The following is a 25,104-nucleotide window of genomic DNA, read 5'->3' on the forward strand; positions in this document are numbered from 1 at the left end:
ATATCCCGTGGAGGGTGAACCAGTGACCGAAACGTCAAGCAACTCGGGGTCCGGAGGCGGCGCCACTGGACGGATCGGCATCGGCCTGGAGCTGGACGCCACCCATCTGAAGATCCTCGAGGTGCTCAGGGACAACGGGCGGGTCTCGGTGTCCGCCCTCGCCGAGCGGGTGGGGATCTCCCGAGCCAACGCCTACACGCGCTTCGAGGCGCTGCGCGCCGACGGGGTGATCAGGCGGTTCACCGCCGAGATCGACCACCAGCGGGCCGGCCTCGGCATCGTCGCACTGATCTTCGTGACCGTGCGCCAGCAGATGTGGCGGCAGTTCCGCGCCCAGCTCGCGCAGATGCCGGAGGTGGAGTACTGCGCCATCACCACCGGGCAGCACGACGCCATGATCCAGGTCAGGATGGCCGACGTGGCCGAGGTGCACGCGATGGTCACAGAACGCCTGGCCAACATCCCGGCCGTCAAGGCCACCGAGACCGTGTTCATCCTCGACGAGGTGCTCAGGCGGCCGTACGTGCTGCCGAGCGACCGGGAGCGCGACCGGGGCCGCGGCGCCCCGCGGCGGCCCGGCCCCTCACCCTCGCCGGACCCCGAGCAGGGACAGGGACAGGGACAGGGACAGGGGCTGCCGCTCGGCAAGATGCGCTTCGTCGGCGCGGCCGAGGGCCGCGCCGCGCTGCGCGACGCGACCTAGACCACTTCCCCGCAGACGCTGACGTGGGTGGCGTCGTCGCCCTCGAACTGGAACTCCTCCACCAGGCGCAGCCGGCCGTCCTCGGCCGTCTCGATGCGGCTGGTGCTGCGGCCGCTCGCGCGCTCGCCGGTCTTCAACAGGTGGACATAGGACAGCTCGATGCGGTCGGCGTCCCGCGTGCCGACGAACCGGCCGTGGACGACGGTGTCGCCCGTGTAGTGCCCCCAGATCACGCCGCCCGACTCCTCATAGGCGAACTCGGTGGGCGCGTCGGCGTTCACCTCGCTGGCCGTGGAGCTGATCATGACGAAGCGGCGGCCGTTGAGCAGGTCTGTGTCGTTCACGAGTCCGCATCGTGCCGAACCGAACGAGATTCGCAACCCACTCTGGACGTTCCGTTCACCGGACCCCGGCCGGGCGGGTGATCCGTCCAGACCACCCGCCGTCGCCGGGTCCGATCGCGAACAGGTGTCAGCGGCCGACGATCTCGGCGAGGGCGGCGAGCGCCGCGCCCCGGGCGCCGGCCATGTCGAGGTCCTCGACCAGCGTCACGGTGGCCACGCGCCGCTGCTCCTCGCGCAGCAGGGTGTGCTCGCGGACCTTCTCCAGGAACCACTCGCGGAAGTGCGGGGCCGCCTCGACCACGCCGCCGCCCAGGAAGTACGCGTCCGGGTCGGTGAAGTTGGCCGCGATGGTGAACAGCCTGCCGATGGCCATGGCCTGCTGCTCGAAGACCTTGAGCGCGAGCGGGTCGCCGTTCTCGGCGTAGCCGCGCAACAGCTTGGCGGCCTTCCCGACGGGCTCGACGCCATGGAGCTCATGGCCGGGGAAGCGGGTCAGCCAGTAGGGCAGCAGGTTCTTCTCTATGCCAGTCAGCGAGGCCACGCTCTCGGCGTCTCCGACGAAGCCGCAGTTGCACTCGGGCAGCGGCTGGCCCTCCTCCAGCAGGCCCTGCAGGGGGATGTGGACGTGCCCGAGCTCGCCGGCCATCCCGGCGGCGCCCTTCACCACGTGCCCCGACTGGATGACCCCGCCGCCGAGGCCGGTGCCGACGATCGCCGAGACCGACGAGTGCTGCCAGGCGTCCGGCCCGAAGCGTACGTGGTGGGAGTAGAGCGCCGCGGCGTTGCCGTCGTTGTTGTAGACGACCGGCAGCCCCAGCCGGGCCTCCAGCGCCCCGCGGAAGTCGAAGCCGAACCAGCCGGGATCGACGAAGTTCGTCGCGCCCTTCGAGGAGATCACGCCGTCGGCGCTGGCCGGGCCGGGGGTGTCCAGGCCCACCGCGCGTACGGTGGAGCGCGGCGTGCCGGTCAGCTCCAGGACGTTGTCGAGGGCGAGCAGAAGCTGCTCGACCGCGACCTCAGGGCCCTCCCGTACGAGGCTGGGGGTCTCGACCATCCGGTCCACGAGGAACCGCCCGGAGGCGTCGAGAACGGTCGCGTTGTTGCTTGTGCCGCCGTTGTCGAGCCCGACGACGACCCAGGACCCTGCTTCTGCCATTGGGGGTTGTCCTTTGCGTTCGCGCGTTTCAGTGCGAAGACTACGAGAGTCGGGCGCTCGCGGTCACCGGCCGGGGCGCAACGGGCAGGGGCGCGGCGGTCTCCATCACACGGCGGGGGTTCGCTGCGCAGTGGTGCGGTGGGGGCGGCCGGGGATGGGCGGCCGGTGAAAGATTCAGTTCGGCCCGCGCCCGCGCCCGGCGGTCTCCGCCCACCACCGTGCCCGTGAGCTGGGCGGGACGTGCTCGCCGGCCGGTCGGCCCGTGCGGGGAGCGGCGGCGCCCGTTGACCGGTTCCGCGACGCGGAGAAAACATCTGCGTCCGGGGCCGCAGCGTCGCGACCCGGGCGCGCGTCGCCGGCCGGTCGGCTCATGCGCGGCCCACGGTACGTCCCTCCGCCCGTCCCTCCGCCTGTTCCACCGTCGTTCCCGCCGCCGTACGCGCCAGACGGGCCGTCCCCGTGGCCGCGGCCCGGGCGGGAGTGCCTGGCCGTGCCGTCCAGGGCGGCAGCGGCGTGAGCCGGGCGGTGCGCCGATCGAGTAGATGCGCAGAAATCGAGGTACGAATGAAGCAGTTCCGTCCCGTCCGAGGGGTTCGCCTCGCCGCCCGCGGCCTGCCGGGCTCTCCCGCGACGCGCCTGGTCGCGGCCCTGGCCGCACTGGTCGCCGGCCTCGTGGTCGTGCTGGTGCCCGGCCCCGCCTCCGCGGCCCCCGTCTGCAAGGTGGACTACACGACCAACCAGTGGCCGGGCGGCTTCACCGCGTCGGTGCGACTCACCAACCTCGGCTCGGCGGTCAGCGGGTGGACGCTGCGCTGGACGGCGGGCACGGGCCAGCAGATCACCAACGCCTGGAACGCCCAGGTCAGCCAGTCGGGCACGACCGTTACGGCGACCAACGTCGGCTGGAACGGCTCGCTGGCCACGGGTGGCACCGCCGACTTCGGGTTCCAGGGCACCTGGTCGGGCAGCCTCACGACGCCGTCCGACTGGTCGCTGAACGGCGTGCCGTGCGGCGGCACCGCCTCGCCCTCGCCGTCGCCCACGCCGTCGCCGACCGTGGACCACTCGCCGTCCCCGTCCCCGTCCCCGTCCCCGTCGCCCTCGCCCTCGCCCTCGCCCTCGCCGACGGTGGACCAGTCGCCGTCCCCCTCGCCCAGTCCGTCGGTGACGCCCTCGCCGTCCGGCTGCTCGGGGAACGGCCTGGTCGTCTGCTCCGGCTTCGAGGACCAGTCGGGCACGCCGTCGGGTGAATGGCAGGTGACCACCCCGAACTGCTCGGGCACCGGCACCGCGACGATCGACACCGCCGCCGCGCACAGCGGCGGCAGGTCGCTGCGGATCAACGGCGGCGGCGGTTACTGCAACCACGTCTTCGCCGCGACCACCAAGGACGTCTCCGCCATCTCGCCCGTGGTGTACGGGCGCATGTGGGTGCGGCACACGACCGCTCTCCCGGCGACCCACGTTTCGATGATCACGATGTCGGACTCCAGGGACGGCGGTAAGGACCTGCGGATCGGCGGCCAGAACGGCGCCCTCCAGTGGAACCGGGAGTCCGACGACGCCACGCTGCCCGAGCAGAGCCCCTCTGGCGTCGCGCTGAGCAGTCCGCTGCCCGTCAACCGCTGGGTGTGCCTGCGCTTCCAGATCGACACCACGCAGCAGGCCATGCGTACGTACCTGGACGACCAGGAGATCACCGGCCTGCGGGTGGACGGCACGCCCACCCAGGACGTGGACGCCCAGTGGCTGCGCCGCTCCACCGCGCCGCGGCCCACGACGTTCCGCCTGGGCTGGGAGAGCTACGGCGGCGACGCGGACACCCTGTGGTACGACGACGTGGCCCTCGGGTCGAGCCCGATCGGCTGCTGATCATCGCGCGCCGGGGGTAAGTAGCCGGGTGTCCGCCATGTGCGGTCAGGCTCGACCGTGGTCCCGTTTCGTCCGGCGCCCGGCCTCCCGAGGGGGAGGCCGGGCGCCGTATCCGAGGGGAGAGGGACATGACCGACGTGCAGCACCCGGTGCCCGAACTGATGAAGGAAGGCGACGTCGTCGACCTGCTCATCCACCAGCACTCGCTGATCAGGGACATGTTCGACGAGGTGGAGCACGCCGCGCCAGGCGAGCGCCACGAGCCGTTCCGGCGGCTGGTGCGCATGCTGGCCGTCCACGAGACGGCGGAGGAGGAGATCGTCCACCCCTACACCCGGCTGCGGGTGGACGGGGGCGCGGGCGTGGTGGCCGACCGGCTCAAGGAGGAGCACGAGGCCAAGCGGATGCTCCGCAGGCTGGACGAGATGGGCCCGGAGCACTCCGGCTTCATGCCCGAGCTGAACAGGCTGCGGATGGCCGTGCTGGCGCACGCGCGGGCCGAGGAGCGTTACGAGTTCACCAGGCTCCGGGCCGAGACGACGGCGGCCGAGCGGCGGGCGATGGCCCTCGGCGTCCGGGCCGCCGAGGCGATGGCCCCGACCCGCCCGCGGCCGGGCGTGGAGTCGATGACGAGGAACCTGCTGCTGGGCCCGCCCGCGGCGATCATGGACCGGGCGCGCGACCTGATCCGCCAGGCGCTGCGCAGGTAGAGGCGCGATCCCCGGCCCGGGTCCGTACGCGTACGCGCCGGGCCCGGGCCGGGACGCGTCCTCAGTGGGTGCGCAGGCTGTAGAGGGGGTGGGCGCCCTCGGTCTCCAGGCGGTACTCGTCGCCCGACCTGGCGCGGTTCTCGTCGATGACGCGCTCGCTGGGCGGTTCCTCCCCGCCCATGAGCTGCTCCTGCCAGCGCTGGAACCGCTCGTGGGCCTCCTGGACGTACCCGGTGCCCAGGGTCGTGTAGTCGATCTGCGTGGCGATCAGCTCGCGCAGATACTCCTTGTTCGGCTCGAAGGTCACCGGCTTGGGCAGCGCGGGGGCCGTCACCTGCTCCGGATCGCGCCCGTCGTGCTGGCGGAACAGCTCCGCGGCGATCCGCAGGTGCTCCAGCTCCATGTTCAGGTGCAGCTCCCAGATCGCCTTGATCCTCGGATCGGACTCGGTCTCCATGAACGAGTGGTAGAGGTAGCACTCGTTGTACTCGTGGTTGAGCCACTGCTCCCACCACGTCTCACCCGGATCGAGCAGCGACTCGTAGTGCGTGACGTGCTCTTCCTCGATCAGCCCGATCTCCTGGTAGAGCTGCCGCGCGATGGGCTCCATGTACATCGGGCCGACGTTCATGTAGAAGTTCATCGTCTGCTGCTCCGCGGACATGACGGTCAGCGCGTGCAGTTTCGAGATCGGCTTCGCCTTCTCCCGGTCGTAGTGCTCGCGCACGTTGTCGACCGGATGGCGGTGGTGCATCTTCGTCGGCCGGCCGGGCATCACCTCGGTCAGCCGGTCGACGATCTTCTCGGCCTTGCGGTGCTCGATCATCTCGTACAGGTTGGCGTACCGGTACAGGTGGTCGAAGTCCTCGAGCACGCCGAACTGGTAGGCCTGCTTGAGGTAGGGGTCGGGCTCCATCCGGGCCACCCAGGCGGTGAGGTCCACCGCCACCTGCTCGTAGGCGAGTGTCGTCTCCAGCACCGAGGCCAGCCCGGGCAGCAGCCAGTTGACGGCCTTCTGCTGCTGGGCCTCGATGTAGCGCACCTCCGCCAGGCGCTGCCGCACCTCCAGGTCCGGGCAGCGCCTGGCGAAATGATGGCTGAACATGATCGCTTCGATCTCGATGCCGTTCATCGTGATGATCCGGCACCGGGTGTAGGGATCGGCGCGGTCGGGATCGATCGGCGTCACATTCAGCTCGCGCCAGTTACGCAGCTGCCGATCCAGCGGGATCCCCCGCTCCCGCAGCGGATTGAACGTCATCTCGGTGCTCCTCCCCACGATTGGCGCTGGGCGTACCCAAATCGTGGAATGCGACAAACGTGGACATTCGGAGGCTTTGACCGGGATTGTCATCCGGTGGCGTGGGGTCCGTCAGCCGGTGGACGCCGTCTCGGAGTGCGGGTCGCCGACCTTCTTCGACTGCGGCGAGCCCCGCTCGCGCAGGAAGATCGCCAGCAGGACCATGGAGGCGACCGCCAGGAACTCCGACTGCCAGTTCTGCAGCGTGCGGTTCCAGAAGTCGGGGGAGGTCACGTAGCCGGCCCAGCCGACCGGGTCCTCCAGCCGGGCGAGCTGCTCGTTGTTGTAGGCCGCGAGGCCGGCGACCGACTGGGCCAGCCAGGACAACAGGAAGAGCAGGCCCATCACGATGCCCAGGGAATGGCTGAAGACCGTCCGCCGCCAGCCGGTCGCCGCCGCCCATGCGGGGGAGCGGGGCTCGGCGTACCGGCCGGCCTTCTGTTCGGCATCGGACTCCAGGCCCTCCTCGCCCCTCTTCTTCGACTCCGGCGAGCCGCGCTGGACCAGCCAGACGGTGATGAGGATGTAGAGGAAGAACTGCAGATACTCCGACTGCCAGTTCTCGGCCACGTCGACGGCGAAGCTCGACGACGTGACGTACTCGGCCCACGTGACGGGGGAACCGCCGTCGGCCACCTGTTCCTCGTTGAACGCCGCCGCCCCTGCGGCCGACTGCCCGGCCAGGCTCAGCAGGAACAGCAGCAGGAAGCACAGCGCGAGCGCGTTGTCCCTGACCAGACGCCTCACCGGCCGCTACCTCCCCGCCAGGCCGACGACGATCACGTACGCGAGGACCAGCGCGATCGTGACCAGCAGCACCGCGTAGAGCGTGCGCGCACCGTTCACGTCTCCACCTCGCATTCGTACGGCTGGTCGGGCCGGGGCTCGCAGCCCGCGGCCCGCACCCGCCAGCCGTCGGGGAACCGGTGCAGGAAGAGCGTGTCGCCGTCCACCCGCACCCGGGCCTCGTCACCCCACACCTCGACGCCGCGTACGGCGCCCGTCCGCAGGCCGACGGAAACGATCTGTTTCTCGCAGTCGTCCAGCGACCGCGCCGCCTCGGGGGTCAGGAGAAGGCACGCCTGTCCTCCCCGGCCCTGCCCGGCCGCGGACAGGAAGCGTTGCGCCGTCGCGGCGACCGAGGCGTCGTCCGCCGAGGCGCACCCTGTGACGATCAGCGCGGGGGCGACCAGCGCGAGGCAGACGACCGCCGTTGCTCGTATGCCCATGGACTGCGACTACCCGGGGGACGGGAGTGAAACCTGAACAGAGTTTTCGTCGGTTATATGGGATTAATCACCCACCGTGCGTAATATGGGCGAGGCCGGAAGCGATTCCGGGTGGGGTCATCTCACCAGCGGAGGTGGGGCCCGTGCACGACTTCCAGGTGTCGGTGGCGCAGTCGCCTCCCTTCACCCTCGTCACCCTCAGCGGCGAACTCGATGTGATCACGGTCCCCCGGCTGCGTGAGCAGGTGGCCCCCCTCCTGGCCCGTCCCGCGACGCGCATCCTGTTCGACATGGAGAAGCTGCGGTTCATCGACAGCGCCGGTATGAGGGTGCTCATCGACGCCTGCGTCCGCACCCCGCCGAAGGACGGTGACGGCGCCGTCTGCGGGATGAGCTCCCAGATGCGCCACCTGTTCTCGCTGCTCGGCCTCATCTCGCGGCTCACCGTGTATCCGACCCGCGCCGACGCGTTGCGCCATCCGGCGGCCATGCCGCCCCCTGGCACGGGCCGCACCGACACGGGCCGCACCGACACGGGCCACGCCGACACGGCCCGGATGAACTGACCGGCCGGCGCGGCACCGGCTCGTCAAATGATCGTCTGCCACCAGCCGTCCACCGGCGGCGGGTCGTCGACCGTCACGCGCTCGCCCGGCCGCGGCACCACGAGGCGCACGTCGCGTGCCTTGGCCTCCCGCCACAACTGGTCGATCGGGTCGTTCCACGCGTGCGGGGCGAGCGCGAACGTGCCCCAGTGCACCGGCAGCAGCACCCGGGCGCGCAGGTCGAGGTGGGCGAGGATCGCCTCCTGGGGCGTCATGTGGACGTCCGGCCAGCCCTTGCTGTAGGCGCCGATCTGGATCACCGACAGGTCGAACGGCCCGTGCGCCTCGCCGATCGCCGCGTACCCGTCGAAGTAGCCGGAGTCGCCGGTGTAGAAGACCCGCCTGCGCTCACCCGCGACGACCCAGGAGGCCCAAAGGGTCTGGTCCCGGCGGAACGCGCGGCCGGAGAAGTGACGGCCGGGGGTCGCCACGAACCGGAGGCCGGACACCGTGGCCTCCTCGTTCCAGTCCAGCTCGACGATCCGCTCCGCCGGCACCCGCCACCGTTCGAGGTGGGCGCCGACCCCGAGCGGCACCAGGAACGGCGCGGACTGCGTGCGGACCAGCAGGCGCACCGTGTCCATGTCGAGGTGGTCGTAGTGGTCGTGCGAGATGACGATCGCGTCGAGCTCGGGCAGCTGGTGAAGCGGCACCGGCGGGGGATGCAGGCGGCGCGGCCCGGTGAACGACGCCGGGGAGCAGCGCTCGCTCCACACCGGGTCGAACAGCACCCGCCGCCCCTCGATCTCGATCAGGGCGGAGGAGTGGCCGTACCAGACGGCGTCGAGGTCGCCGCCCTGGGACGGGCCGGGAGTCATCAGGGGAACGGGCAGGCGGGGCTTGCGCTGCGTCCGGCGGAGGAACTCGCGGGCGACCCGCCGCCCGGTCCCCGGCGGGAGGACAGGGCTCGGCGTCGTGTTGCGGAACGCGCCGTCGCGGAACTGTCTGGAGCGCCGCACCCGCCGCGCCCGCTCGCCCGACGGCCGCGCCCCCAGCGCGGCGGGGACGTCCCGCATCGCCCACACCGCCACCGCCAGGGCGGCCGCTCCCGCGGCCAGCCCCACGCGACGGCCCAGGTCACCACTTCTCAGTCCACCGGTCTTCAACGGCAATCTCCTTGCTGGGTTCTGCCGATCAGACTAGGCAATCTTCGCCGCGGTGCGCGCCGGTGACGCCTTGCCTGTGGACAGCCCTCCCTGGAAACTGCGTGATGAATGAAAGCATGCAGACCGACCGGCCCGGCGCGGGCCGGGTGAGGCGGGGGACGATGAACACCGGCCACAACGCGGGCCACGGCCCCGGCGACGGTTTCGACGACGCTGGCGACTTTGACGACGGCGACCTCGCGTCCCGCCTGCTGCGGCTGTTCGAGGGGCACCGGCTGACGCCCGTGCAGCGCAGGATCGCCCACTGCCTCACGCAGCACGCCGCCGAGGCGCCGTTCCTGTCGAGCATCGAGGTGGCCGAGCTGGCCGGGGTCAGCCAGCCGTCGGTGACCCGTTTCGCGACGGCGCTGGGCTATGACGGATACCCCGGCCTCCGGCGCAGGTTCCGGGAACTGGGCGTACGGCCCGGCCGGGGACGGGACGGCGCCGCCCGGAATGGAGACGCCCGGAACGGAGACGCCGGACCGGATGCCGGCGCTCCCGGGCACGCGGCCGCCTTCCGGCTCTCGGGCGACGGCGCGGCCGGGCGGGCCGGGGGCCGGGGGCAGTGGCCCCGGAAGACGCCTCATGCCACGGCGGAGGACTCGCGCCGGCCGTCGTCGCGGCCCGGCGCGCCCGCGCGCCCGGTGCCGCCCGAGGGCCTGGTGCCGCCCGAGGGCCCGGTGCCGCCCGAGGCCCGCGGTCCTGGCGCGGACCGGACGACAGGCGCGGACCGGGCGACAGGCGCGGGCGGGGAGTACCGGCGGGCCGTGCAGGCGGAGATCGAGAACCTGCGGGCCCTCGCCCGGTCGCTGGACGACCCCGGCCCCGTCGCCGAGGCCGCCCGCCTGCTCGCCGCCTCGCGGCCGCTGCCGGTGCTGGGCCTGCGGGCCGCCGCGGCCCAGGCCGCCGGGTTCGCCTACTTCGCGGCGAAGGTCCACCCCGACGTACGGCCCCTGCACGAGGCGGGGTCCCTCCTGGCCGACCGGGTCGAGCAGGCCGCGGCGGCCGGGGCGACGGCCCTGCTGTGCTTCGCTCTGCCCCGCTACCCGGCCGAACTGGTGGACGCGCTCCGGGCCGCCCGTACGGCCGGGCTGAGCGTCGTCACGGTCGCGGACCGGCGGGTGCCGTCTCTCGCCGGCCTGTCGCACGTTCTGCTCACCGCCGCCGTGGGCACGCACCTGGTGTTCGACACGGCGTGCGCGCCGATGATGCTCGGCCGGGTGCTCCTCGAAGCGATGTGCGACGAACTGCCCGGGGCACAGGCCCGCCTGGAGGCGTTCGAGGCGTCGGCCGCCGCCCGAGGGGTGTTCCTCATTGACTGAATCTATTCATTCACCCAGGATGAATGGGAACTCGCTGAATGGGACTCGCTGAATAGGACCATGCGCCGCGGGCGCGGGTGGAAGGAGGAGTCGTGGCTGACGACGGTGGCAGCGCCCTCAACGACAACGCCCCCAACGACAACGCCCCCAACGACAACGCCCTCAATGACAGCGCCCCCAATGACAGGGCACTCAATGACAGGGCCCTCGACGGCCGAGCTCCCGGCAACGGGGCTCCCCACGACCGGCCTCCCATCCGGGCCCCGCGCGGCGGCACGCTGAACACGCGCGGCTGGCAGCAGGAGGCGGCCCTGCGCATGCTGATGAACAACCTCGACCCCGAGGTCGCCGAGCATCCGGAGCGGCTCGTCGTCTACGGCGGCAGCGGCAAGGCGGCCCGCGACTGGCCGTCGTACGACGCCATCGTGCGCGAGCTCACCACCCTGCGGGCCGACGAGACGCTGCTGGTGCAGTCGGGCCGGCCGGTCGGCGTGATGACCACCCACGAGTGGGCTCCACGGGTGCTCATCGCCAACTCCAACCTCGTCGGCGACTGGGCGACGTGGCCGGAGTTCCGGCGGCTGGAGCGGCTCGGGCTCACGATGTACGGCCAGATGACGGCCGGTTCGTGGATCTACATCGGCACCCAGGGCATCCTGCAGGGGACGTACGAGACGTTCGCGGCGGTCGCGGCCAAGCGGTTCGGCGGCAGCCTCGCCGGGACGATCACGCTCACCGCCGGACTCGGCGGCATGGGCGGCGCGCAGCCGCTCGCGGTCACGATGAACGGCGGCGTGGCGATCTGCGTCGACTGCGACCCGCGCAGCGTCGAGCGCCGCATCGGCCACGGCTACCTCGACGTACGAGCCGAGAGTCCGGACGAGGCGCTGCGCCTGGCGTACGAGGCCAGGGACGCCCGCCGCCCGCTGTCGATCGGGGTCGTGGCCAACGCCGCCGAGGCCGTGCCCGCCCTGCTGGCCGCAGGCGCGGAGATCGACGTCGTGACCGACCAGACGAGCGCGCACGACCCGCTGGCGTACCTGCCGCTGGGTGTCGCGTTCGAGGACATGGCCGCGCTGGCGCGCAAGGACCCCGAGGGCTTCACCCACCGGGCTCGCGAGTCGATGGCCCGGCACGTCGAGGCGATGGTCGGCTTCCAGGACGCCGGCGCGGAGGTGTTCGACTACGGCAACTCGATCAGGGGCGAGGCGAGCCTCGCCGGGTATGCGCGGGCGTTCGACTTCCCCGGGTTCGTGCCGGCCTACATCCGGCCGCTTTTCTGCGAGGGGAAGGGCCCGTTCCGGTGGGCGGCGCTGTCCGGCGACCCCGCCGACATCGCGACGACCGACCGCGCGATCCTCGATCTCTTCCCCGACAACGAGCCGCTGGCCCGCTGGATCCGGATGGCGGGGGAGCGGGTGCGCTTCCAGGGCCTGCCCGCGCGGATCTGCTGGCTGGGGTACGGCGAGCGCGACCGGGCCGGCGAGCGGTTCAACGACCTCGTCGCCTCAGGTGAGATCTCCGCGCCCATCGTGATCGGTCGTGACCATCTCGACTGCGGCTCGGTCGCCTCGCCCTACCGCGAGACGGAGGGCATGCTGGACGGCTCCGACGCGATCGCCGACTGGCCGCTGCTCAACGCCATGGTCAACGTGGCCTCCGGCGCGTCCTGGGTGTCGATCCACCACGGCGGCGGGGTCGGCATCGGCCGTTCCATCCACGCCGGGCAGGTCACCGTCGCCGACGGCACCCCGCTGGCCGGGGAGAAGATCCGCCGGGTGCTGACCAACGACCCCGGCATGGGCGTGATCCGGCACGTGGACGCCGGATACGACCGGGCCGCCGAGGTCGCCGGGGAGCGCGGCGTACGCGTCCCGATGGCCGAGGCGGGGGCGACCGGCCCGGACGCCGATGCCTGAGGGGGCGGCGCGGGTCCTGCCGGAGGAGGTCGAGGACGGCTTCCGCCGGATGTGGCGCGACCTGCTCCCGGTGGGCCGGCACGACGCGACGGGCGGATACCGCCGGCACGCCTGGACGGCGGCGGACGCGGAGTGCCGGGCCTGGTTCGCCGAACAGGCCGGGGAGCGCGGCCTGACGTACGAGACCGACCGCAACGGCAACCAGTGGGCCTGGCTGGGCGATCCCCGGGCCGGGAACGCCGTGGTGACCGGCTCCCACCTGGACTCGGTGCCCGACGGCGGGGCGTACGACGGCCCGCTGGGAGTGGTCGGCGCGTTCGCCGCGCTCGACGCGCTGCGGGCGCGCGGGCTGCGGCCGGAGCGGCCGCTGGCGGTGGTGAACTTCACCGAGGAGGAGGGCGCCAGGTTCGGCCTGGCCTGCCTGGGATCGCGGCTGATGACCGGTGCCGTCCGGCCTGAGGCGGCCGGGGCGCTGCGCGACGCGGACGGCGTCACCCTGGCGGCGGCGATGGAACGGGCGGGACGCGACCCGGGGGCCGCCGGGCGTGACGACGAGCGTCTCGCGCGGATCGGCGCGTTCGTGGAACTGCACGTGGAGCAGGGCCGTCACCTCGCCGGCACGCCGCACCCGGTCGGCGTCGCCTCCGCCATCTGGCCGCACGGCCGCTGGCGCTTCGACTTCCGCGGGGAGGCCAACCACGCCGGGACCACCCGGCTGGAGGACCGGCGCGATCCCATGCCGGTCTACGCGGCGGCCGTGCTGGCCGCCCGTGCGGGCGCCGAACGCCTGGGGGCCCTGGCCACCTTCGGCAGGGTCAGGGTCGAGCCCAACGGCACCAACGCCATCGCCTCGCTGGTCAGCGCCTGGCTCGACTGCCGGGCGCCGGAGGCCGCCCTGCTGGACAGGCTCGTCGAGGAGACGGCCCGGGCCGCCGATGGGGCCGAGGTGACCCGGGAGTCCTACACGGCGGTCGTGAACTTCGACGTGCCCCTGCGCGACCGCCTCGCGCGCCTTCTCGGCGGCGTGCCCGTGCTGCCCACGGGGGCAGGGCACGACGCGGGCATCCTCGCCGGCGAGGTCCCGGCGGCCATGCTGTTCGTCCGCAACCCCACGGGCGTCTCGCACTCGCCGTACGAGCACGCCGAGGAGGCCGACTGCCTCGCCGGGGTCGCCGCCCTCGCCGCCGTTCTGGAGGACCTGCTCGCGACGACGGCCGCCGACGGCCCCGGCGCGGCTCACTGAGCGCAGGCGGACGGGACGGCCCCGGCACGGCTCACTGAACGCGCAGGCGACGGCCCCGGCACGGGGCGATGCGGGGGCGGCCACGAGGACCTTCGAGGCACCCGAAGCCCCGAACCAGGGAACTCACTCCGGATTTCGGCGAACCGCGGACCTGGTCGGATGCGGGCGGGTATCCCGGCCGTCATCGCTCAGGCAGCCGCCGAGACAGGTGCGCTCAGTTCGCACCGCCGGCGCGGGTCGGGCCCGGCGCACCGAGGGGCGGGCGCCGGGCCGAGCGGCCGGCGGATCGTGTGGCCGCGTCATTGGGAACGGCCAACGGCCAGCGGCCGGTGCGGGCGCGTCATTGGGAACGGCCCGCGGCCGGCGGATCGTGTGGCCGCGTCATTGGGAACGGCCAACGGCCAGCGGCCGGTGCGGGCGCGTCACTGGGAACGGCCCGCGGCCGGCGGATCGTGTGGCCGCGTCAGCGGGAGCGGCGGTCGCCGGAGCCGGGGTCGGCGAGACCGGCCCGGCGCAGGGCCTCGGCCATGGCCCCGCCGAGCGGCGCGCCGCCCGAGCCCCGGCCGTTGCCGCGGCCCGACCCGCCTCTGCCGCCCTGGTTCTGGCCGCCCTGGTTCTGGCGGGACTGGTTCTGGCGCTGCTGGCCGCGCCGGCCGCCCTGCCGGTCGTCGCGGGCCTCGCCGTTCGGCCCGCCCCTGCGGCCGTTGCCCGCCGTCTCGTCCTCCAGGCGCAGCGTGAGCGAGATGCGCTTGCGCTGGAGGTCCACGTCGAGCACCTTGACCCGGACGATGTCGCCGGGCTTGACCACCTCGCGCGGGTCCTTCACGAAGGAGGTGGACATCGCGGACACGTGGACCAGGCCGTCCTGGTGCACGCCGATGTCGACGAACGCCCCGAACGCGGCGACGTTGGTGACGACGCCCTCAAGGATCATGCCGGGTGACAGGTCGGACGGCTTCTCGACGCCCTCCTTGAAGACGGCGGTCTTGAACGCCGGGCGGGGGTCGCGGCCCGGCTTCTCCAGTTCCTTGAGGATGTCGGTGACGGTCGGCAGGCCGAAGGTGTCGTCGACGAACTCCGACGGCTTCAGCGAGCGGAGCGCCGAGGTGTTGCCGATCAGCGTGCGCAGGTCGCTCTTGGTGAAGTCGAGGATGCGGCGCACCACCGGGTAGGCCTCCGGGTGCACGCTGGAGGCGTCGAGCGGGTCGTCGCCGCCCGGGATGCGCAGGAAGCCCGCGCACTGCTCGAACGCCTTCGGGCCGAGCCGCGCCACCTCCTTCAGCCCGGTCCGGGAGCGGAACGGCCCGTTGGCGTCCCGGTGCGCGACGATGTTCTCCGCCAGTCCGGCGCTGATGCCGGAGACGCGGGTCAGCAGCGGGGGGGACGCGGTGTTGACGTCGACGCCCACCGCGTTCACGCAGTCCTCCACCACCGCGTCGAGCGAGCGCGACAGCTTCACCTCGGACACGTCGTGCTGGTATTGGCCGACGCCGATGGACTTGGGATCGATCTTGACCAGCTCGGCCAGCGGGTCCTGCAGGCGCCGCGCGATCGACACCGCGCCCCGCAGCGAGACGTCCAGGCCGGGCAGTTCCTGCGAGGCGTAGGCCGACGCCGAGTACACCGAGGCCCCGGCCTCCGAAACCACGATCTTGGTGAGATGCGGCATGTGCTTGACCAGCTCACCGGCGAGCTTGTCGGTCTCCCGCGACGCGGTGCCGTTGCCGATGGCGATCAGCTCCACCTTGTGCTCGGCCGCCAGCCTGGCCAGCACCGCGAGCGACTGGTCCCACTGCCGCTTGGGCTCGTGCGGATAGATCGTCTCGGTGGCCACGACCTTGCCGGTGCCGTCCACGACCGCCACCTTCACGCCGGTGCGCAGCCCCGGGTCGAGTCCCATGGTCGGCCTCGCCCCGGCGGGCGCGGCCAGCAGCAGGTCGCGCAGGTTGGCCGCGAACACGCGCACGGCCTCCTCCTCGGCCGCCTGCCACAACCGGCTGCGCAGGTCGATGCCCAGGTGCACGAGGACGCGGGTCCGCCAGGCCCAGCGCACGGTGTCGAGCAGCCACTTGTCGGCCGGACGGCCCAGGTCGGCGATGCCGAAGCGCCGGGCGATCCGCGCCTCGTAGTCGTTGGGCTCCTCGGCCTCCGGGTCGAGGGTGAGCGTGAGCACCTCCTCCTTCTCGCCCCGGAACATCGCGAGGATGCGGTGCGAGGGCAGCCGGGTGAAGGGCTCGGAGAAGTCGAAGTAGTCGGAGAACTTGGCCCCGGCCTCCTGCTTGTCCTCCCGCACCTGGGAGATCAAACGGCCGCGGGACCACATCCGCTCCCGCAGGTCGCCGATGAGGTCGGCGTCCTCGGCGAAGCGCTCCACCAGGATGGCCCTGGCGCCCTCCAACGCCGCGGCGGCGTCGGCCACGCCCTCGCGAACGTACCCCTCGGCGGTCGCCTGGGGGTCCAGCGACGGGTCGGCGAGCAGCGCGTCCGCCAGCGGCTCCAGCCCCAGCTCCCTGGCGATCTGCGCCTTGGTGCGGCGCTTGGGCTTGAAGGGCAGGTAGATGTCCTCCAGCCGGGCCTTGGAGTCGGCCTCCATGATCCGCGCTTCCAGGGCCTCGTCGAGCTTGCCCTGCGAGCGAATGGAGTCGAGGATGGCGGCCCGCCGCTCCTCCAGCTCGCGCAGGTAGCGCAGCCGCTCCTCCAGCGTGCGCAACTGGGCGTCGTCGAGGGCGCCCGTGGCCTCCTTGCGGTAGCGGGCGATGAACGGCACCGTCGCCCCGCCGTCGAGCAGGTCGACGGCCGCGGTGACCTGACTCTCGCGCACGCCGAGCTCTTCGGCGATCCGCTGCTGAATGGACGTCGTCACGATCCTGATCCGCCTTCTTCCGAGTCCGCCCTCTTCAAGGGGCCGCCCTCTCCGGGGGGCTCTCATTCTGCCGGATCCGCCGGGCCCCCTCGCCCCACCTGTGGACAACCCGTCCGGGGCCCGATGTCGGTCGCCACCGCTATCGTCTGTCCCGCCGCCCTCGGAGGGACGAGGGCCCGGTCTTCAGCAGCACGCTGTCGGCGTCCGACACGACCGCGCACCTGATCGAGAAACCGTTCTTCCCCGACGTCCTGTCGGGGCAGTGCAGCGGGTGCCCGTCACGCTGCTGCTGATCGCGATCCTGGCGCAGGGCGGCGCGTACGCGACGGGAGTGCTCGCGCTGATCCTCTCGGTGGCGGTGGCGGTGGCGGGTGGCGGGTGGCGTGTGGCGGGTGGCGTGTGGCGGTGGCCGTCACGATCGACGCCGCCCAGGAAGGCAGGAGAGGGGGTAATCGCCTTCGGCGTGATCTCCGCCGCGCTCCTGTAGGCGCACGATCGCGGCGATCCTGTTCCACCTTCGCGACCCGACGGGCAAGCGGCCGCGGTCCACGCGAGCTGTCGCGGCGGCTCCCCGGCAAACCGGTTGCCGCGCGGCACAACGGCCCGCCGAGGCTCAGCAGCCCGGCGGGGCACAGCGGCCCCGCGTGGCCCCGCGTGGCTCAGCGGGTGTGCAGCCGCTCGTACAGGCCGGCGCCGGTCAGCAGCAGGGTCGCGAGGGTGAGCAGCGCGTGCGACGCGAACGGCGCGCCCCGGGCGGGCCTCTCCGCGGCAGGGGTCTCCAGCGCCGACCGGCCCAGCGTGATCTCCGGATGGTGGGCCAGGTAGCCGGTGGGGAACGTGGTCACGGTCTCGCAGCCGCATCCGGGGCAGGTCATCCCGGACCAGGGCGGCTCGACGGCCACCTCGTCTCGAATCCACACCACGATGTCGTTGCCCTGCTCGTCGCATGTGCGGTGGACGACGTACTCCTCCGCCCAGACCCGCAGGCAGTGCAGGCACTCGAACGGCCACGTCTCCCTGGCGTTGATTCCCTCCCGCACCGGTACCACCCCCGAATTCACGACCCCCGCCTACGAGTCTCAACACTGGGTGAAACCACTGCAAGTGGTGCCAAGGCCACGATCGGTAATGATTGCCCAGCCGGGCTGGTGCTTCTCGTGATCCGTCAGACCACTTCGAGCAGCTCGTCGACCAGGCCGAGCGCCAGCGTCTTGTAGCCCACCGAGTCGAACAGCACGGTGATCCGGTCCTGCTCGCGGCTCATCACGATCCCGTGCCCCCACTCGGCGTGCCGTACGTCCGCGTGCATGGGGAACCGCCCGTCGCCCGTCTCCACCGGGGTCGCCGTCCCCGAGCGGCAGGTGTCGCAGTCGCCGCACGACCGCTCGTACGGCTCGCCGAAGTACTCCAGCAGGAAACGGCGACGGCAGCCGGTCGTCTCGGCGTAACCGCGCATCATCTCCAGCCGGGAGTCCTCCATCCGGTGCCGGAGGTCGTCGATCTCCACCGCGCGGGCGGCGGCCTCGTCCGGCGGCGGGCCGTCCGCCGCGTAGCGCAGGGCGCCGCCGTGGGTGACCTCGACCGCGCCCGCCCGCTCCAGCAGGTTGACGTGCGAGGTCAGCCTGGCGGCCCCGACGTCGAGGAGCTCGCGCAGGTCGGCGGCGGCCACCTTCCCGCCGTGCTCGTGGACCAGCGTCGCGACGCGCCGCATCAGGGCCTCGTCCGCGCGGCCCGCGGCGAAGAACTTGCGCAGCCCCAGGTCCTCGGGCCGGTAGAACAGCACGACCTCGGCCGGGTTGCCGTCCCGGCCCGCCCGGCCGATCTCCTGGTAGTACGCGTCGAGCGACTCGGGGGGCGCGGCGTGCAGCACGTAGCGCACGTCGTGTTTGTCGATGCCCATCCCGAAGGCCGAGGTCGCCACGACGGTGTCGAGGTCGTCGTCCTGGAACCGCTCGTGGATGCGGCGGCGTTCCTTCGCCTTCATCCCCGCGTGGTACGCCTCGGCCCGGCGGCCCCGCTCCTTCAGCAGTTCGGCGTACTCCTCGGCCTGGCGCCGCGTCGCCACGTAGACCAGCCCCACGCCGTCCAGCCCGGCGGCGTGGTCGGCCAGGGCCCTGCGCTTGTCGTCGTCGCCCGTGAACCGGTGGACCTCGAGGCGGAGGTTGGGCCGGTCGAACCCCCGTACGATCTGCTGCGCCCCGATCAGGCCGAGCGACTCGACGATCTCCTCGCGCACGGTCGGCGCGGCCGTGGCCGTCATCGCGATCACCGGGGGATGGCCCAGACGTTCGATGACCTTGCCGAGCCGCAGATACTCCGGCCGGAAGTCGTGGCCCCAGGCGGACACGCAGTGCGCCTCGTCCACGGCGATCAGCGAGGGCCGGGCCTGGGCCAGCCGCTCGACCACCTCGGGTTTGGCGAGCTGCTCCGGCGACAGGAACACGTACTCGGCGTGGCCCGCCGTGACCTGGTCGAGCCCCGCCTCGACCGAGCCGGCCGAGTTGACCGCCACCGCGCCCGCTGCACCCGCCTTGAGCAGGCCCATGACCTGGTCGCGCTGCAGGGCGATGAGCGGCGAGACGACGACGGTCGGGCCCTCCAGGAGCAACCCGGGCACCTGGTAGACGGCCGACTTGCCGCCGCCGGTCGGCATCACCAGCAGCACGTCGCGCCCCGCGAGCAGGTGCTCCATCGCCTCCTGCTGGCCCGGGCGCAGCTGCTGCCAGCCGAACGCCTCCCTGGCCGTGGCCCGCAGGCGCCTGCCCCTGCGTCCGAAATGCCGGCCGAAGCGGCCCCCCGCCCAGCCCCTGGCCCAGCTTCCCGACCAGTCCCTCGACCAGCCGCCTCCGGTGCCGCCGAGCCTGTCGGCGGGCCTTCCACCGGACAGGCCCCCGTACCTCTGCCTGACGCTCATCCCACCCACTCCCTCGCCCGATCGGCCTGCAACTACCCGAGGGGAAAGGGCCGAACCGGAATAGCGCCGCGGACCCGGCGGCTTAGAGCCGGTATGAGAGCGATCGTGTACTCCCAGACCGGTGACAGCGGCGTCCTCCGCCTGGCCGAACGGCCGGTGCCCGAGCCGGGCCCAGGCGAGGTACGCGTGCGGGTGGTGCGGTCGGGCGTCAATCCCACCGACTGGAAGGCGCGGCGCGGCGCGCTGAGCCATGCGGAGGCCGTGCCCAACCAGGACGGCGCCGGGATCGTGGACGCCACCGGGCCCGGCGTGACGGGGGTGGCCAGGGGAGACCGGGTGTGGCTGTGGGAGGCCGCCTGGGGGAGGCCGGACGGCACCGCCCAGGAGCACGTCGTCCTGCCCGAGCGGCAGGTCGTGCCGCTGCCGGACGGAGCCTCGCTCGACCTCGGCGCGAGCCTCGGCATCCCCGCGCTGACCGCGCATCGCTGCCTGACCGTGGCCGACGGCGGGCCGGACCGGCTCGCCCCCGGAGCGCTCGACGGCAGGACCGTCCTCGTCGCGGGCGGCGCCGGGGCCGTGGGCAACGCGGCGATCCAGCTCGCCCGGTGGGCCGGGGCGACCGTGGTGGCCACGGTCAGCGGGCCGGAGAAGGCGGCGCTGGCCCGGGCCGCGGGCGCGCACCACGTGGTGAACTACCGCACCGGGGATCCGGCGGCGGAGATCCGAGCCGTGGCCCCGGAGGGCGCCGACATCGTGGTGGAGGTCGCGCCGGCGCCCAACGCCGCCCTCGACGCGGCGGTCACCGCGCCGCAGGGAGTCGTCGCGGTGTACGCGAACAACGGGGGAGACGAGGTCACGCTGCCGGTGCGCGCGCTGCTGACCCGCAACGTCCGCTACCACTTCGTGCTCGTCTACACGGTCACCGCGGCCGCCAAGGACGCCGCGGTGGCGGACGTGCGCGCGGCGGTCGAGGCGGGGGCGCTGCGGGTGGGGGAGGAGGCCGGGCTGCCCCTCCACCACTTCCCGCTTGAGCGTACGGCGGACGCCCACGACGCGGTCGAGTCGGGCGTGGTCGGCAAGGTGCTCGTGGACGTCGCCCCGGAGTGAGCACCGGAGTCCGGAGGGGCGGTGGATCTTTCGCGCGCGGGCGGTAGCGTCGGGGGCATGCGACTCGGAGTCCTGGACGTCGGTTCCAACACGGTGCACCTGCTGGTGATGGACGCGCATCAGGGTGCCCGGCCACTGCCCGCGTTCTCCCACAAGGAGGAGCTGCGGCTGGCCGAGCATCTCGTGGACGGCGACAGGCTCAGCGAGGAGGGGGCGGCGCGGCTCCGGTCCTTCGTACGCGAGGCGGCCCGCATCGCCGAGGACAAGGGCGTGGAGGACCTGGTCGCCTTCGCCACCTCGGCGGTCCGCGACGCGGTCAACGGCGAGGACGTGCTGGCCCAGATCAAGGCCGACACCCGGGTGGACATCCAGGTGCTGTCGGGGGACGACGAGGCCAGGCTGACGTTCCTGGCCGTACGCCGCTGGTTCGGCTGGTCCTCCGGGCGGCTGCTGGTGACCGACATCGGGGGCGGCTCGCTGGAGATCGCCTCCGGCATCGACGAGGAGCCCGACGTCGCCGTCTCCCTCCCGCTCGGCGCGGGACGGCTCACCCGCGACTGGTTCACCGCCGACCCGCCCGATCCGGAGGAGGTCCGCGCGCTGCGGCGGCACGTGCGCACCCAGATCGCGCGGACGGTGGGGGCGGTCGCCAGGTACGGCAGGCCGGACCACGCGGTCGCCACCTCCAAGACGTTCCGCCAGCTCGCGCGCATCGCGGGGGCGGCGTCATCCGGCGAGGGCCCGTACGTCAAGCGGACGCTGACGCACGAGGACCTGGTCGAATGGACGGCCCGGCTGGCCACGATGCCGGCGGACCGCCGGGCGGAGCTTCCCGGCGTCTCCGCGGGGCGGGCCGCGCAGCTTCTCGCCGGCGCGGTCGTCGCGGACGCCGCGATGGACCTGTTCGAGCTGCCGGTGCTGGAGATCTGCCCGTGGGCGCTGCGCGAGGGCGTGATCCTGCGCAGGCTCGACGGCCTACCCATGGGTCGGCCCCCGCTGGCCGATCAGTAAGGTATGAGGGTCATCCAAACGGGGCAAGGCACCAATAACCGGCAATTTTCGTTCCTCTATGTGGCAGGTGATCTTCCACCGGCCACCGGAGTGCCGTAATCGGGGTCGACCTCTGGAGGAAATCTCAATGGTGGAGCTGCTGGGAGCCGTGGTCTCCCTGGCGGCGGTGGCGGTGCTGGTGCTCGGAGCCGTGGTGGTGATCGCGATCGCGACCCTCGTATGGCTGGGTGCGATGGCGGTGAGCACCGGGCGCGAGTCCTACGGACGGGCGACATCCGTCCCGGCGGGCACGGGCACGGACGGGCGCGCACGGAACTCCCGGGCCGCCCAGGCCGGGGAGGCCGGTGCGCCCGCCGACGGGTCCGCGACCGGATCCGGAAACGGGTCCGGCAAAGCACCCGCGATCGGGTCCGGCAACGGGTCCGTGAACGGGGCCGCCAAGGCACCCGCGATCGGGTCCGGCAAAGCGCCCGCCAACGCGTCCGGCAACGGGCACGTGAACGGGCGCGCCGCGGGCCGGGGCGCGGACCGGCAGGTCCGGGCCGTCGCCGCCTCCGCGCGTCGCGCGTAACGAGGACCACGCCGGCGTCTGCGTCCCCGTCAGGTCGTCCCTGGCGGGGACGCCGTCGTTCCGGGCGCCTCGCACCCGGACGGGGCCGCCGTCAGCGGCTCTCCCGGCTCTGGCCGGACAGCGTCTTCACCAGCTCGGTGAGGCGGGCGACCTGAGTCTCCAGCCCGCGTACGCGTGCCTCGAGCTCGGACAGCGTGGGGGCCTGGTAGCCGTCGGCGATCTGCCTGCTCATCGTTCCTCCCGAGCGGGACCGGCCGGGGGAGGCCGGCGTAGGGGTGCAGGGCATGAGGGTCGTGCGGGTCGTGAGTCCCTATTCCCCGAATATGTGATTTGGCACCTCTTCTTTGCGGGGAAGATGGGACGGTGAAGGTCGTCGTGCTGGCGGACACCCACGCTCCCCGGCGCTGGAAGTCCTGCCCGCCCGCGGTCGCCGAGCACCTGCGGGGGGCGGAGCTGATCCTGCACGCCGGTGACGTCTGCACCGCCGACGTCCTGGTGGAGCTGTCCGCGTACGCTCCGGTCCACGCGGTGCTCGGCAACAACGACGGCCCGGACGTCGCGGCCTGGGGCGCCCCCGAGACGCTCGAACTCGACCTCGGCGGGCTCCGGGTGGCGATGATCCACGACAGCGGGCAGGCCGCCGGGCGGACCGCGCGGATGAGGCGCCGCTTCCCGGAGGCCGACCTGGTCGTCTTCGGGCACTCCCACATCCCCATGGACCTGACCGGCGACGGGGTGCGGGTGTTCAACCCCGGCTCGCCCACCGACCGCCGCCGCCAGCCGCACGGCACCATCGGAATACTCGACGTCGAGGGCGGCGTGCTGCGGCGGGCCGAGATCGTGCCCGTCACCTGACCTGCCTAAGGGCCGTACGGCGGGGCATGGGGCCGGTATGAGAGAGAACAGACCACAGCCCGACCCGCGCTCGCGGTTCGAGGACGAAGGCATTCCGGACCTGCAGGAGGGCACGCCCGAGCAGCAGTGGGCCGAGGACCCCCAGGAGATGCCGCTGCCCGGTGACCGGCCCCTGGGCCTCGACGAGTACGGCACGACGCCCAACGAGATGCGCGAGGGCGAGTCCCTCGGCCGGCGCCTGTCCCGTGAGGTCCCCGACGTGGACGTCCGGTTCGGCATGGAGCCCAGCATGGAGCCCAGCACGGAGCCCGGCACGGAGCCCGGCATGGAGCCCGGCAGGGCGCCCGGCCGCCGCGGGGAGGAGGCCGGTGAGGCCGACGTCCTCGGCGAGGGCGGCGAGCCGTACGAGGGGTATGGGACCGGCACCGGCGACGAGGCCGGCGGCTACGGATCCGGCGACCCGGCCGGCTACGCGACGGTGAACCCGGCCCAGCCCGGCAGGTACGGCACCGCGGAGCCGGGCCAGGCGGGCCGGCTCGTCGATCCGGACGGCGGCATGGGAGTGGACACCGAGAAGGACATGATCGCCGAGGACGTGGGGCCGGACTTCGGCGGCTACACGGCGGAGGAGCAGGCCATGCGCGTGGAGGACGAGACGCCGTAGGGGGAGACGGCGGCGGCCGGGCGGCCGGGCCGCCGCCGCATGGCGTGAGAGGCAGGGAAGGAGCCGCGAGAGGACCTCGCATTCGTTACGCTGCCTCGATGGCGGGAGTTGAGGAGCCGCGGCACGAATGGCGGGTGCCGCGCGGGATCGTTGCGCTGAAGGCCGCCGGCACGGTGCTGTGCGGTGTGCTGGCGATCGCCGGCGACGGCGCGCAGCTCTTCCTCGCCGGCGTGGCCGCCCTGGGCTTCGGCCTGCTGACCGGCCGCGACCTGGTCGCGCCGGTGCGGCTCGCGGCGGGGGAGGACGGGCTGGTCGTCAGCGGGCTCGCCGGCCGGGAGCGCATCTCCTGGAACGACGTGGACCGCATCCGGGTGGACTCCCACCGCCGGTACGGCCTGACGACCGAGCTGCTGGAGATCGACGCCGGCGAGCAGATCCACCTGTTCAGCCGTTTCGACCTCGGTGAGCCGGTCGTCGACGTGGCCGAGGCGCTCATGCGGATGCGCCCCTGAGACACCCGGTCGGCCCCGGGCCGTCCCGGGGAATCAGCCCGCGATCGCACAGCCGGGGACACTACGGTACGGATGTGGCGAACTCCGCTCTCATCGCACCGTTCCTCTTCGGCGTCGGCGCGGGCTTCGCGCTGCTGGGAGGCGGGATCGTGCTGCACGCCCGCCGCTTCCGCAGACGGGGGCGGCGAGCGCGGGGACAGGTCGTCCGGGTACGGCTACGCCGGTCGCACCGGACCACGACGTACTACTCCACGGTCCGCTTCACCACGGAGCACGGCCATCAGGTCGAGGCCGAGGCGCGGTTCGGGAGCAACCCCCCGCCGGGGCGGCCGGGCGAGTGGGTGCCGGTGGTGTACGATCCGGCCCGGCCCGCGCGGGTCCGCGTCGACAGCGCCTGGACCGACGGGACCCTGTACGGCGGTGTCTTCCTCATGGTCGGCTTCGCCGCGTTCGCCATGTGGGCGGGCATGGTGTTCGGCCACGTGCCGTGACCGGACTCCGTCGGCGGTGCCGGCCGCCCTGCCGCTCGCGCGGATGAGGCCGATGAAGCCGATGAAGCGGATGAAGCCGATGAAGGAGCGTGCAAGCCGATCGCAAGCGCCGGGCCCTAAGGTCCGATCGTGTCACAAACCGCTCTCATCACACTGATCCTGGCGGGTCTCGGTCTCGTCTTCGGCCTCATCGGCGGCGGAATCACCATGAACGCCCGGGAGTTCCGCCGCCGGGCGCAACGCACCCGCGGCCTGGTCGTAGGACTGCGGGCGAGCCGGTCCGACGACGGCACCTCGTACTATCCGACGATCCGTTTCACCACCATCCACGGCCAGCAGGTCGAGGCCGAGACCACCTATGGGAGCAACCCGCCGCCCGCGCGGCCGGGTGAGGAGGTCCCGGTGCTGTACGACCCGGCCAGGCCGACGCGGATCCGCATCGACAGCGCGGCGGGGAGCGGCACCCTCCTCGGCGGCATCTTCCTCGCGGTCGGCATCGTCCTGTTCACCGCGGGGGCGGGGGTGGCGCTGACCCAGACGTTCTGAGCCGGACGTTTCGAGCCCG

Annotated in this window: 26 protein-coding genes; 16 read left to right on the forward strand and 10 right to left on the reverse strand. The window is 72.8% G+C overall.

The genetic code is table 11. The features are described 5' to 3' along the window. Positions 1–22: 22 nt before the first annotated feature. Positions 23–703, forward strand: coding sequence for an Lrp/AsnC family transcriptional regulator (locus ABZ857_RS17145; protein WP_357043892.1), 681 nt, complete (start codon positions 23–25; stop codon positions 701–703). Here ABZ857_RS17145 and ABZ857_RS17150 read toward each other — a convergent pair. Both ABZ857_RS17150 and ABZ857_RS17155 read right to left on the reverse strand, forming a co-directional pair. Beyond that, positions 700–1,047 carry a hypothetical protein gene (locus tag ABZ857_RS17150; protein WP_357043894.1) on the reverse strand — a complete coding sequence of 116 codons (348 nt, stop codon included), beginning with the start codon at positions 1,045–1,047 and terminating at the stop codon, positions 700–702. The two genes, ABZ857_RS17145 and ABZ857_RS17150, sit on opposite strands and share 4 nt — an antisense overlap. A 127-nt stretch (positions 1,048–1,174) precedes the next feature. Next, positions 1,175–2,203, reverse strand: a complete 1,029-nt coding sequence (locus tag ABZ857_RS17155; RefSeq protein WP_357043896.1) for an ROK family protein — start codon at positions 2,201–2,203, stop codon at positions 1,175–1,177. A gap of 564 nt (positions 2,204–2,767) precedes the next feature. Here ABZ857_RS17155 and ABZ857_RS17160 point away from each other — a divergent pair. Together ABZ857_RS17160 and ABZ857_RS17165 are read left to right on the forward strand one after the other, a co-directional pair. Beyond that, positions 2,768–4,075 (forward strand): cellulose-binding domain-containing protein, encoded by a 1,308-nt coding sequence (locus ABZ857_RS17160; protein ID WP_357043898.1) that lies wholly within the window; start codon positions 2,768–2,770, stop codon positions 4,073–4,075. A gap of 128 nt (positions 4,076–4,203) precedes the next feature. After that, entirely contained in the window at positions 4,204–4,785 is a 582-nt protein-coding gene (locus ABZ857_RS17165; protein WP_357043900.1) for a hemerythrin domain-containing protein, read from the forward strand. Positions 4,786–4,846: 61 nt separating this feature from the next. Here ABZ857_RS17165 and ABZ857_RS17170 read toward each other — a convergent pair whose 3' ends face one another. The 3 genes from ABZ857_RS17170 to ABZ857_RS17180 form a co-directional block, all read right to left on the reverse strand. After that, on the reverse strand, positions 4,847–6,046 hold the full coding sequence (locus tag ABZ857_RS17170; RefSeq protein ID WP_357043902.1) for a hypothetical protein: 1,200 nt from the start codon (positions 6,044–6,046) through the stop codon (positions 4,847–4,849). A gap of 111 nt (positions 6,047–6,157) precedes the next feature. Beyond that, positions 6,158–6,832, reverse strand: a complete 675-nt coding sequence (locus tag ABZ857_RS17175) for a DUF6766 family protein (protein WP_357043904.1) — start codon at positions 6,830–6,832, stop codon at positions 6,158–6,160. A 95-nt stretch (positions 6,833–6,927) separates the two neighbouring features. Then, on the reverse strand, positions 6,928–7,314 hold the full coding sequence (locus tag ABZ857_RS17180; protein WP_357043906.1) for a hypothetical protein: 387 nt from the start codon (positions 7,312–7,314) through the stop codon (positions 6,928–6,930). A gap of 143 nt (positions 7,315–7,457) precedes the next feature. Here ABZ857_RS17180 and ABZ857_RS17185 point away from each other — a divergent pair, with 143 nt between their 5' ends. Further along, the gene (locus tag ABZ857_RS17185; protein WP_357043908.1) at positions 7,458–7,880 is read left to right on the forward strand and encodes an STAS domain-containing protein; all 423 of its coding nucleotides are present in this window, start codon (positions 7,458–7,460) and stop codon (positions 7,878–7,880) included. A gap of 23 nt (positions 7,881–7,903) precedes the next feature. On the opposite strand, the gene ABZ857_RS17190 is transcribed toward ABZ857_RS17185, so the two are convergent. Further along, positions 7,904–9,025, reverse strand: a complete 1,122-nt coding sequence (locus ABZ857_RS17190) for an MBL fold metallo-hydrolase (protein ID WP_357043910.1) — start codon at positions 9,023–9,025, stop codon at positions 7,904–7,906. A 116-nt stretch (positions 9,026–9,141) separates the two neighbouring features. Here ABZ857_RS17190 and ABZ857_RS17195 point away from each other — a divergent pair, with 116 nt between their 5' ends. From ABZ857_RS17195 to ABZ857_RS17205, 3 genes are all read left to right on the forward strand, one after another. Beyond that, the gene (locus ABZ857_RS17195) at positions 9,142–10,389 is read left to right on the forward strand and encodes a hypothetical protein (protein WP_357043912.1); all 1,248 of its coding nucleotides are present in this window, start codon (positions 9,142–9,144) and stop codon (positions 10,387–10,389) included. A 254-nt stretch (positions 10,390–10,643) separates the two neighbouring features. After that, on the forward strand, positions 10,644–12,308 hold the full coding sequence (gene hutU / locus ABZ857_RS17200) for a urocanate hydratase (protein ID WP_357044052.1): 1,665 nt from the start codon (positions 10,644–10,646) through the stop codon (positions 12,306–12,308). Next, positions 12,301–13,551 (forward strand): allantoate amidohydrolase, encoded by a 1,251-nt coding sequence (locus ABZ857_RS17205; RefSeq protein WP_357043914.1) that lies wholly within the window; start codon positions 12,301–12,303, stop codon positions 13,549–13,551. Before hutU ends, ABZ857_RS17205 begins: the two co-directional genes overlap by 8 nt. A 463-nt stretch (positions 13,552–14,014) precedes the next feature. Here ABZ857_RS17205 and ABZ857_RS17210 read toward each other — a convergent pair whose 3' ends face one another. Then, positions 14,015–16,414: a Tex family protein gene (locus ABZ857_RS17210; RefSeq protein ID WP_357043916.1), complete on the reverse strand. Its 2,400-nt coding sequence runs from the start codon at positions 16,412–16,414 to the stop codon at positions 14,015–14,017. Positions 16,415–16,676: 262 nt separating this feature from the next. Here ABZ857_RS17210 and ABZ857_RS17215 point away from each other — a divergent pair, with 262 nt between their 5' ends. Further along, positions 16,677–16,901, forward strand: coding sequence for a hypothetical protein (locus tag ABZ857_RS17215; RefSeq protein ID WP_357043918.1), 225 nt, complete (start codon positions 16,677–16,679; stop codon positions 16,899–16,901). A gap of 172 nt (positions 16,902–17,073) precedes the next feature. On the opposite strand, the gene ABZ857_RS17220 is transcribed toward ABZ857_RS17215, so the two are convergent. Then, on the reverse strand, positions 17,074–17,454 hold the full coding sequence (locus tag ABZ857_RS17220; RefSeq protein ID WP_357043920.1) for a hypothetical protein: 381 nt from the start codon (positions 17,452–17,454) through the stop codon (positions 17,074–17,076). 125 nt (positions 17,455–17,579) lie between these two features. Continuing rightward, complete coding sequence (locus ABZ857_RS17225; RefSeq protein ID WP_357043922.1) at positions 17,580–19,328, reverse strand: ATP-dependent DNA helicase RecQ; 1,749 nt, start codon at positions 19,326–19,328, stop codon at positions 17,580–17,582. A 93-nt stretch (positions 19,329–19,421) separates the two neighbouring features. Between ABZ857_RS17225 and ABZ857_RS17230 the strand changes: the two genes are divergently transcribed. From ABZ857_RS17230 to ABZ857_RS17240, 3 genes are all read left to right on the forward strand, one after another. Then, positions 19,422–20,435, forward strand: coding sequence for an NADPH:quinone reductase (locus ABZ857_RS17230; RefSeq protein WP_357043924.1), 1,014 nt, complete (start codon positions 19,422–19,424; stop codon positions 20,433–20,435). A gap of 57 nt (positions 20,436–20,492) precedes the next feature. Beyond that, complete coding sequence (locus tag ABZ857_RS17235; protein WP_357043926.1) at positions 20,493–21,446, forward strand: Ppx/GppA phosphatase family protein; 954 nt, start codon at positions 20,493–20,495, stop codon at positions 21,444–21,446. Positions 21,447–21,573: 127 nt separating this feature from the next. Then, on the forward strand, positions 21,574–22,017 hold the full coding sequence (locus ABZ857_RS17240) for a hypothetical protein (RefSeq protein WP_357043928.1): 444 nt from the start codon (positions 21,574–21,576) through the stop codon (positions 22,015–22,017). Positions 22,018–22,108: 91 nt separating this feature from the next. Here ABZ857_RS17240 and ABZ857_RS17245 read toward each other — a convergent pair whose 3' ends face one another. Next, positions 22,109–22,249 carry a hypothetical protein gene (locus ABZ857_RS17245; RefSeq protein WP_156080805.1) on the reverse strand — a complete coding sequence of 47 codons (141 nt, stop codon included), beginning with the start codon at positions 22,247–22,249 and terminating at the stop codon, positions 22,109–22,111. Between the two features lie 131 nt (positions 22,250–22,380). Here ABZ857_RS17245 and ABZ857_RS17250 point away from each other — a divergent pair, with 131 nt between their 5' ends. From ABZ857_RS17250 to ABZ857_RS17270, 5 genes are all read left to right on the forward strand, one after another. Then, on the forward strand, positions 22,381–22,872 hold the full coding sequence (locus ABZ857_RS17250) for a metallophosphoesterase family protein (protein ID WP_357043930.1): 492 nt from the start codon (positions 22,381–22,383) through the stop codon (positions 22,870–22,872). Positions 22,873–22,909: 37 nt separating this feature from the next. Further along, positions 22,910–23,536 (forward strand): DUF5709 domain-containing protein, encoded by a 627-nt coding sequence (locus ABZ857_RS17255; RefSeq protein WP_357043932.1) that lies wholly within the window; start codon positions 22,910–22,912, stop codon positions 23,534–23,536. Between the two features lie 98 nt (positions 23,537–23,634). Then, positions 23,635–24,048 carry a PH domain-containing protein gene (locus ABZ857_RS17260; RefSeq protein ID WP_357043934.1) on the forward strand — a complete coding sequence of 138 codons (414 nt, stop codon included), beginning with the start codon at positions 23,635–23,637 and terminating at the stop codon, positions 24,046–24,048. Between the two features lie 74 nt (positions 24,049–24,122). Beyond that, positions 24,123–24,539 (forward strand): DUF3592 domain-containing protein, encoded by a 417-nt coding sequence (locus tag ABZ857_RS17265; protein ID WP_357043936.1) that lies wholly within the window; start codon positions 24,123–24,125, stop codon positions 24,537–24,539. 129 nt (positions 24,540–24,668) lie between these two features. Next, positions 24,669–25,085 (forward strand): DUF3592 domain-containing protein, encoded by a 417-nt coding sequence (locus tag ABZ857_RS17270; protein ID WP_357043938.1) that lies wholly within the window; start codon positions 24,669–24,671, stop codon positions 25,083–25,085. Positions 25,086–25,104 lie beyond the last annotated feature (19 nt).

Source organism: Microbispora sp. NPDC046933, from assembly GCF_040644635.1.
Classification (GTDB): Bacteria; Actinomycetota; Actinomycetes; order Streptosporangiales; family Streptosporangiaceae; genus Microbispora.

Excerpts from the sequence above, each read along its gene's own strand:
- ABZ857_RS17225 (WP_357043922.1), bottom strand. The coding sequence starts at position 19,328 with ATGAGCGTCAGGCAGAGGTACGGGGGCCTGTCCGGTGGAAGGCCCGCC.
- ABZ857_RS17240 (WP_357043928.1), top strand. The coding sequence starts at position 21,574 with ATGGTGGAGCTGCTGGGAGCCGTGGTCTCCCTGGCGGCGGTGGCGGTG.
- ABZ857_RS17235 (WP_357043926.1), top strand. The coding sequence starts at position 20,493 with ATGCGACTCGGAGTCCTGGACGTCGGTTCCAACACGGTGCACCTGCTG.
- ABZ857_RS17170 (WP_357043902.1), bottom strand. The coding sequence starts at position 6,046 with ATGACGTTCAATCCGCTGCGGGAGCGGGGGATCCCGCTGGATCGGCAG.
- ABZ857_RS17245 (WP_156080805.1), bottom strand. The coding sequence starts at position 22,249 with ATGAGCAGGCAGATCGCCGACGGCTACCAGGCCCCCACGCTGTCCGAG.
- ABZ857_RS17260 (WP_357043934.1), top strand. The coding sequence starts at position 23,635 with ATGGCGGGAGTTGAGGAGCCGCGGCACGAATGGCGGGTGCCGCGCGGG.
- ABZ857_RS17255 (WP_357043932.1), top strand. The coding sequence starts at position 22,910 with ATGAGAGAGAACAGACCACAGCCCGACCCGCGCTCGCGGTTCGAGGAC.
- ABZ857_RS17195 (WP_357043912.1), top strand. The coding sequence starts at position 9,142 with ATGCAGACCGACCGGCCCGGCGCGGGCCGGGTGAGGCGGGGGACGATG.
- ABZ857_RS17205 (WP_357043914.1), top strand. The coding sequence starts at position 12,301 with ATGCCTGAGGGGGCGGCGCGGGTCCTGCCGGAGGAGGTCGAGGACGGC.
- ABZ857_RS17180 (WP_357043906.1), bottom strand. The coding sequence starts at position 7,314 with ATGGGCATACGAGCAACGGCGGTCGTCTGCCTCGCGCTGGTCGCCCCC.
- ABZ857_RS17155 (WP_357043896.1), bottom strand. The coding sequence starts at position 2,203 with ATGGCAGAAGCAGGGTCCTGGGTCGTCGTCGGGCTCGACAACGGCGGC.
- ABZ857_RS17165 (WP_357043900.1), top strand. The coding sequence starts at position 4,204 with ATGACCGACGTGCAGCACCCGGTGCCCGAACTGATGAAGGAAGGCGAC.
- ABZ857_RS17230 (WP_357043924.1), top strand. The coding sequence starts at position 19,422 with ATGAGAGCGATCGTGTACTCCCAGACCGGTGACAGCGGCGTCCTCCGC.
- ABZ857_RS17160 (WP_357043898.1), top strand. The coding sequence starts at position 2,768 with ATGAAGCAGTTCCGTCCCGTCCGAGGGGTTCGCCTCGCCGCCCGCGGC.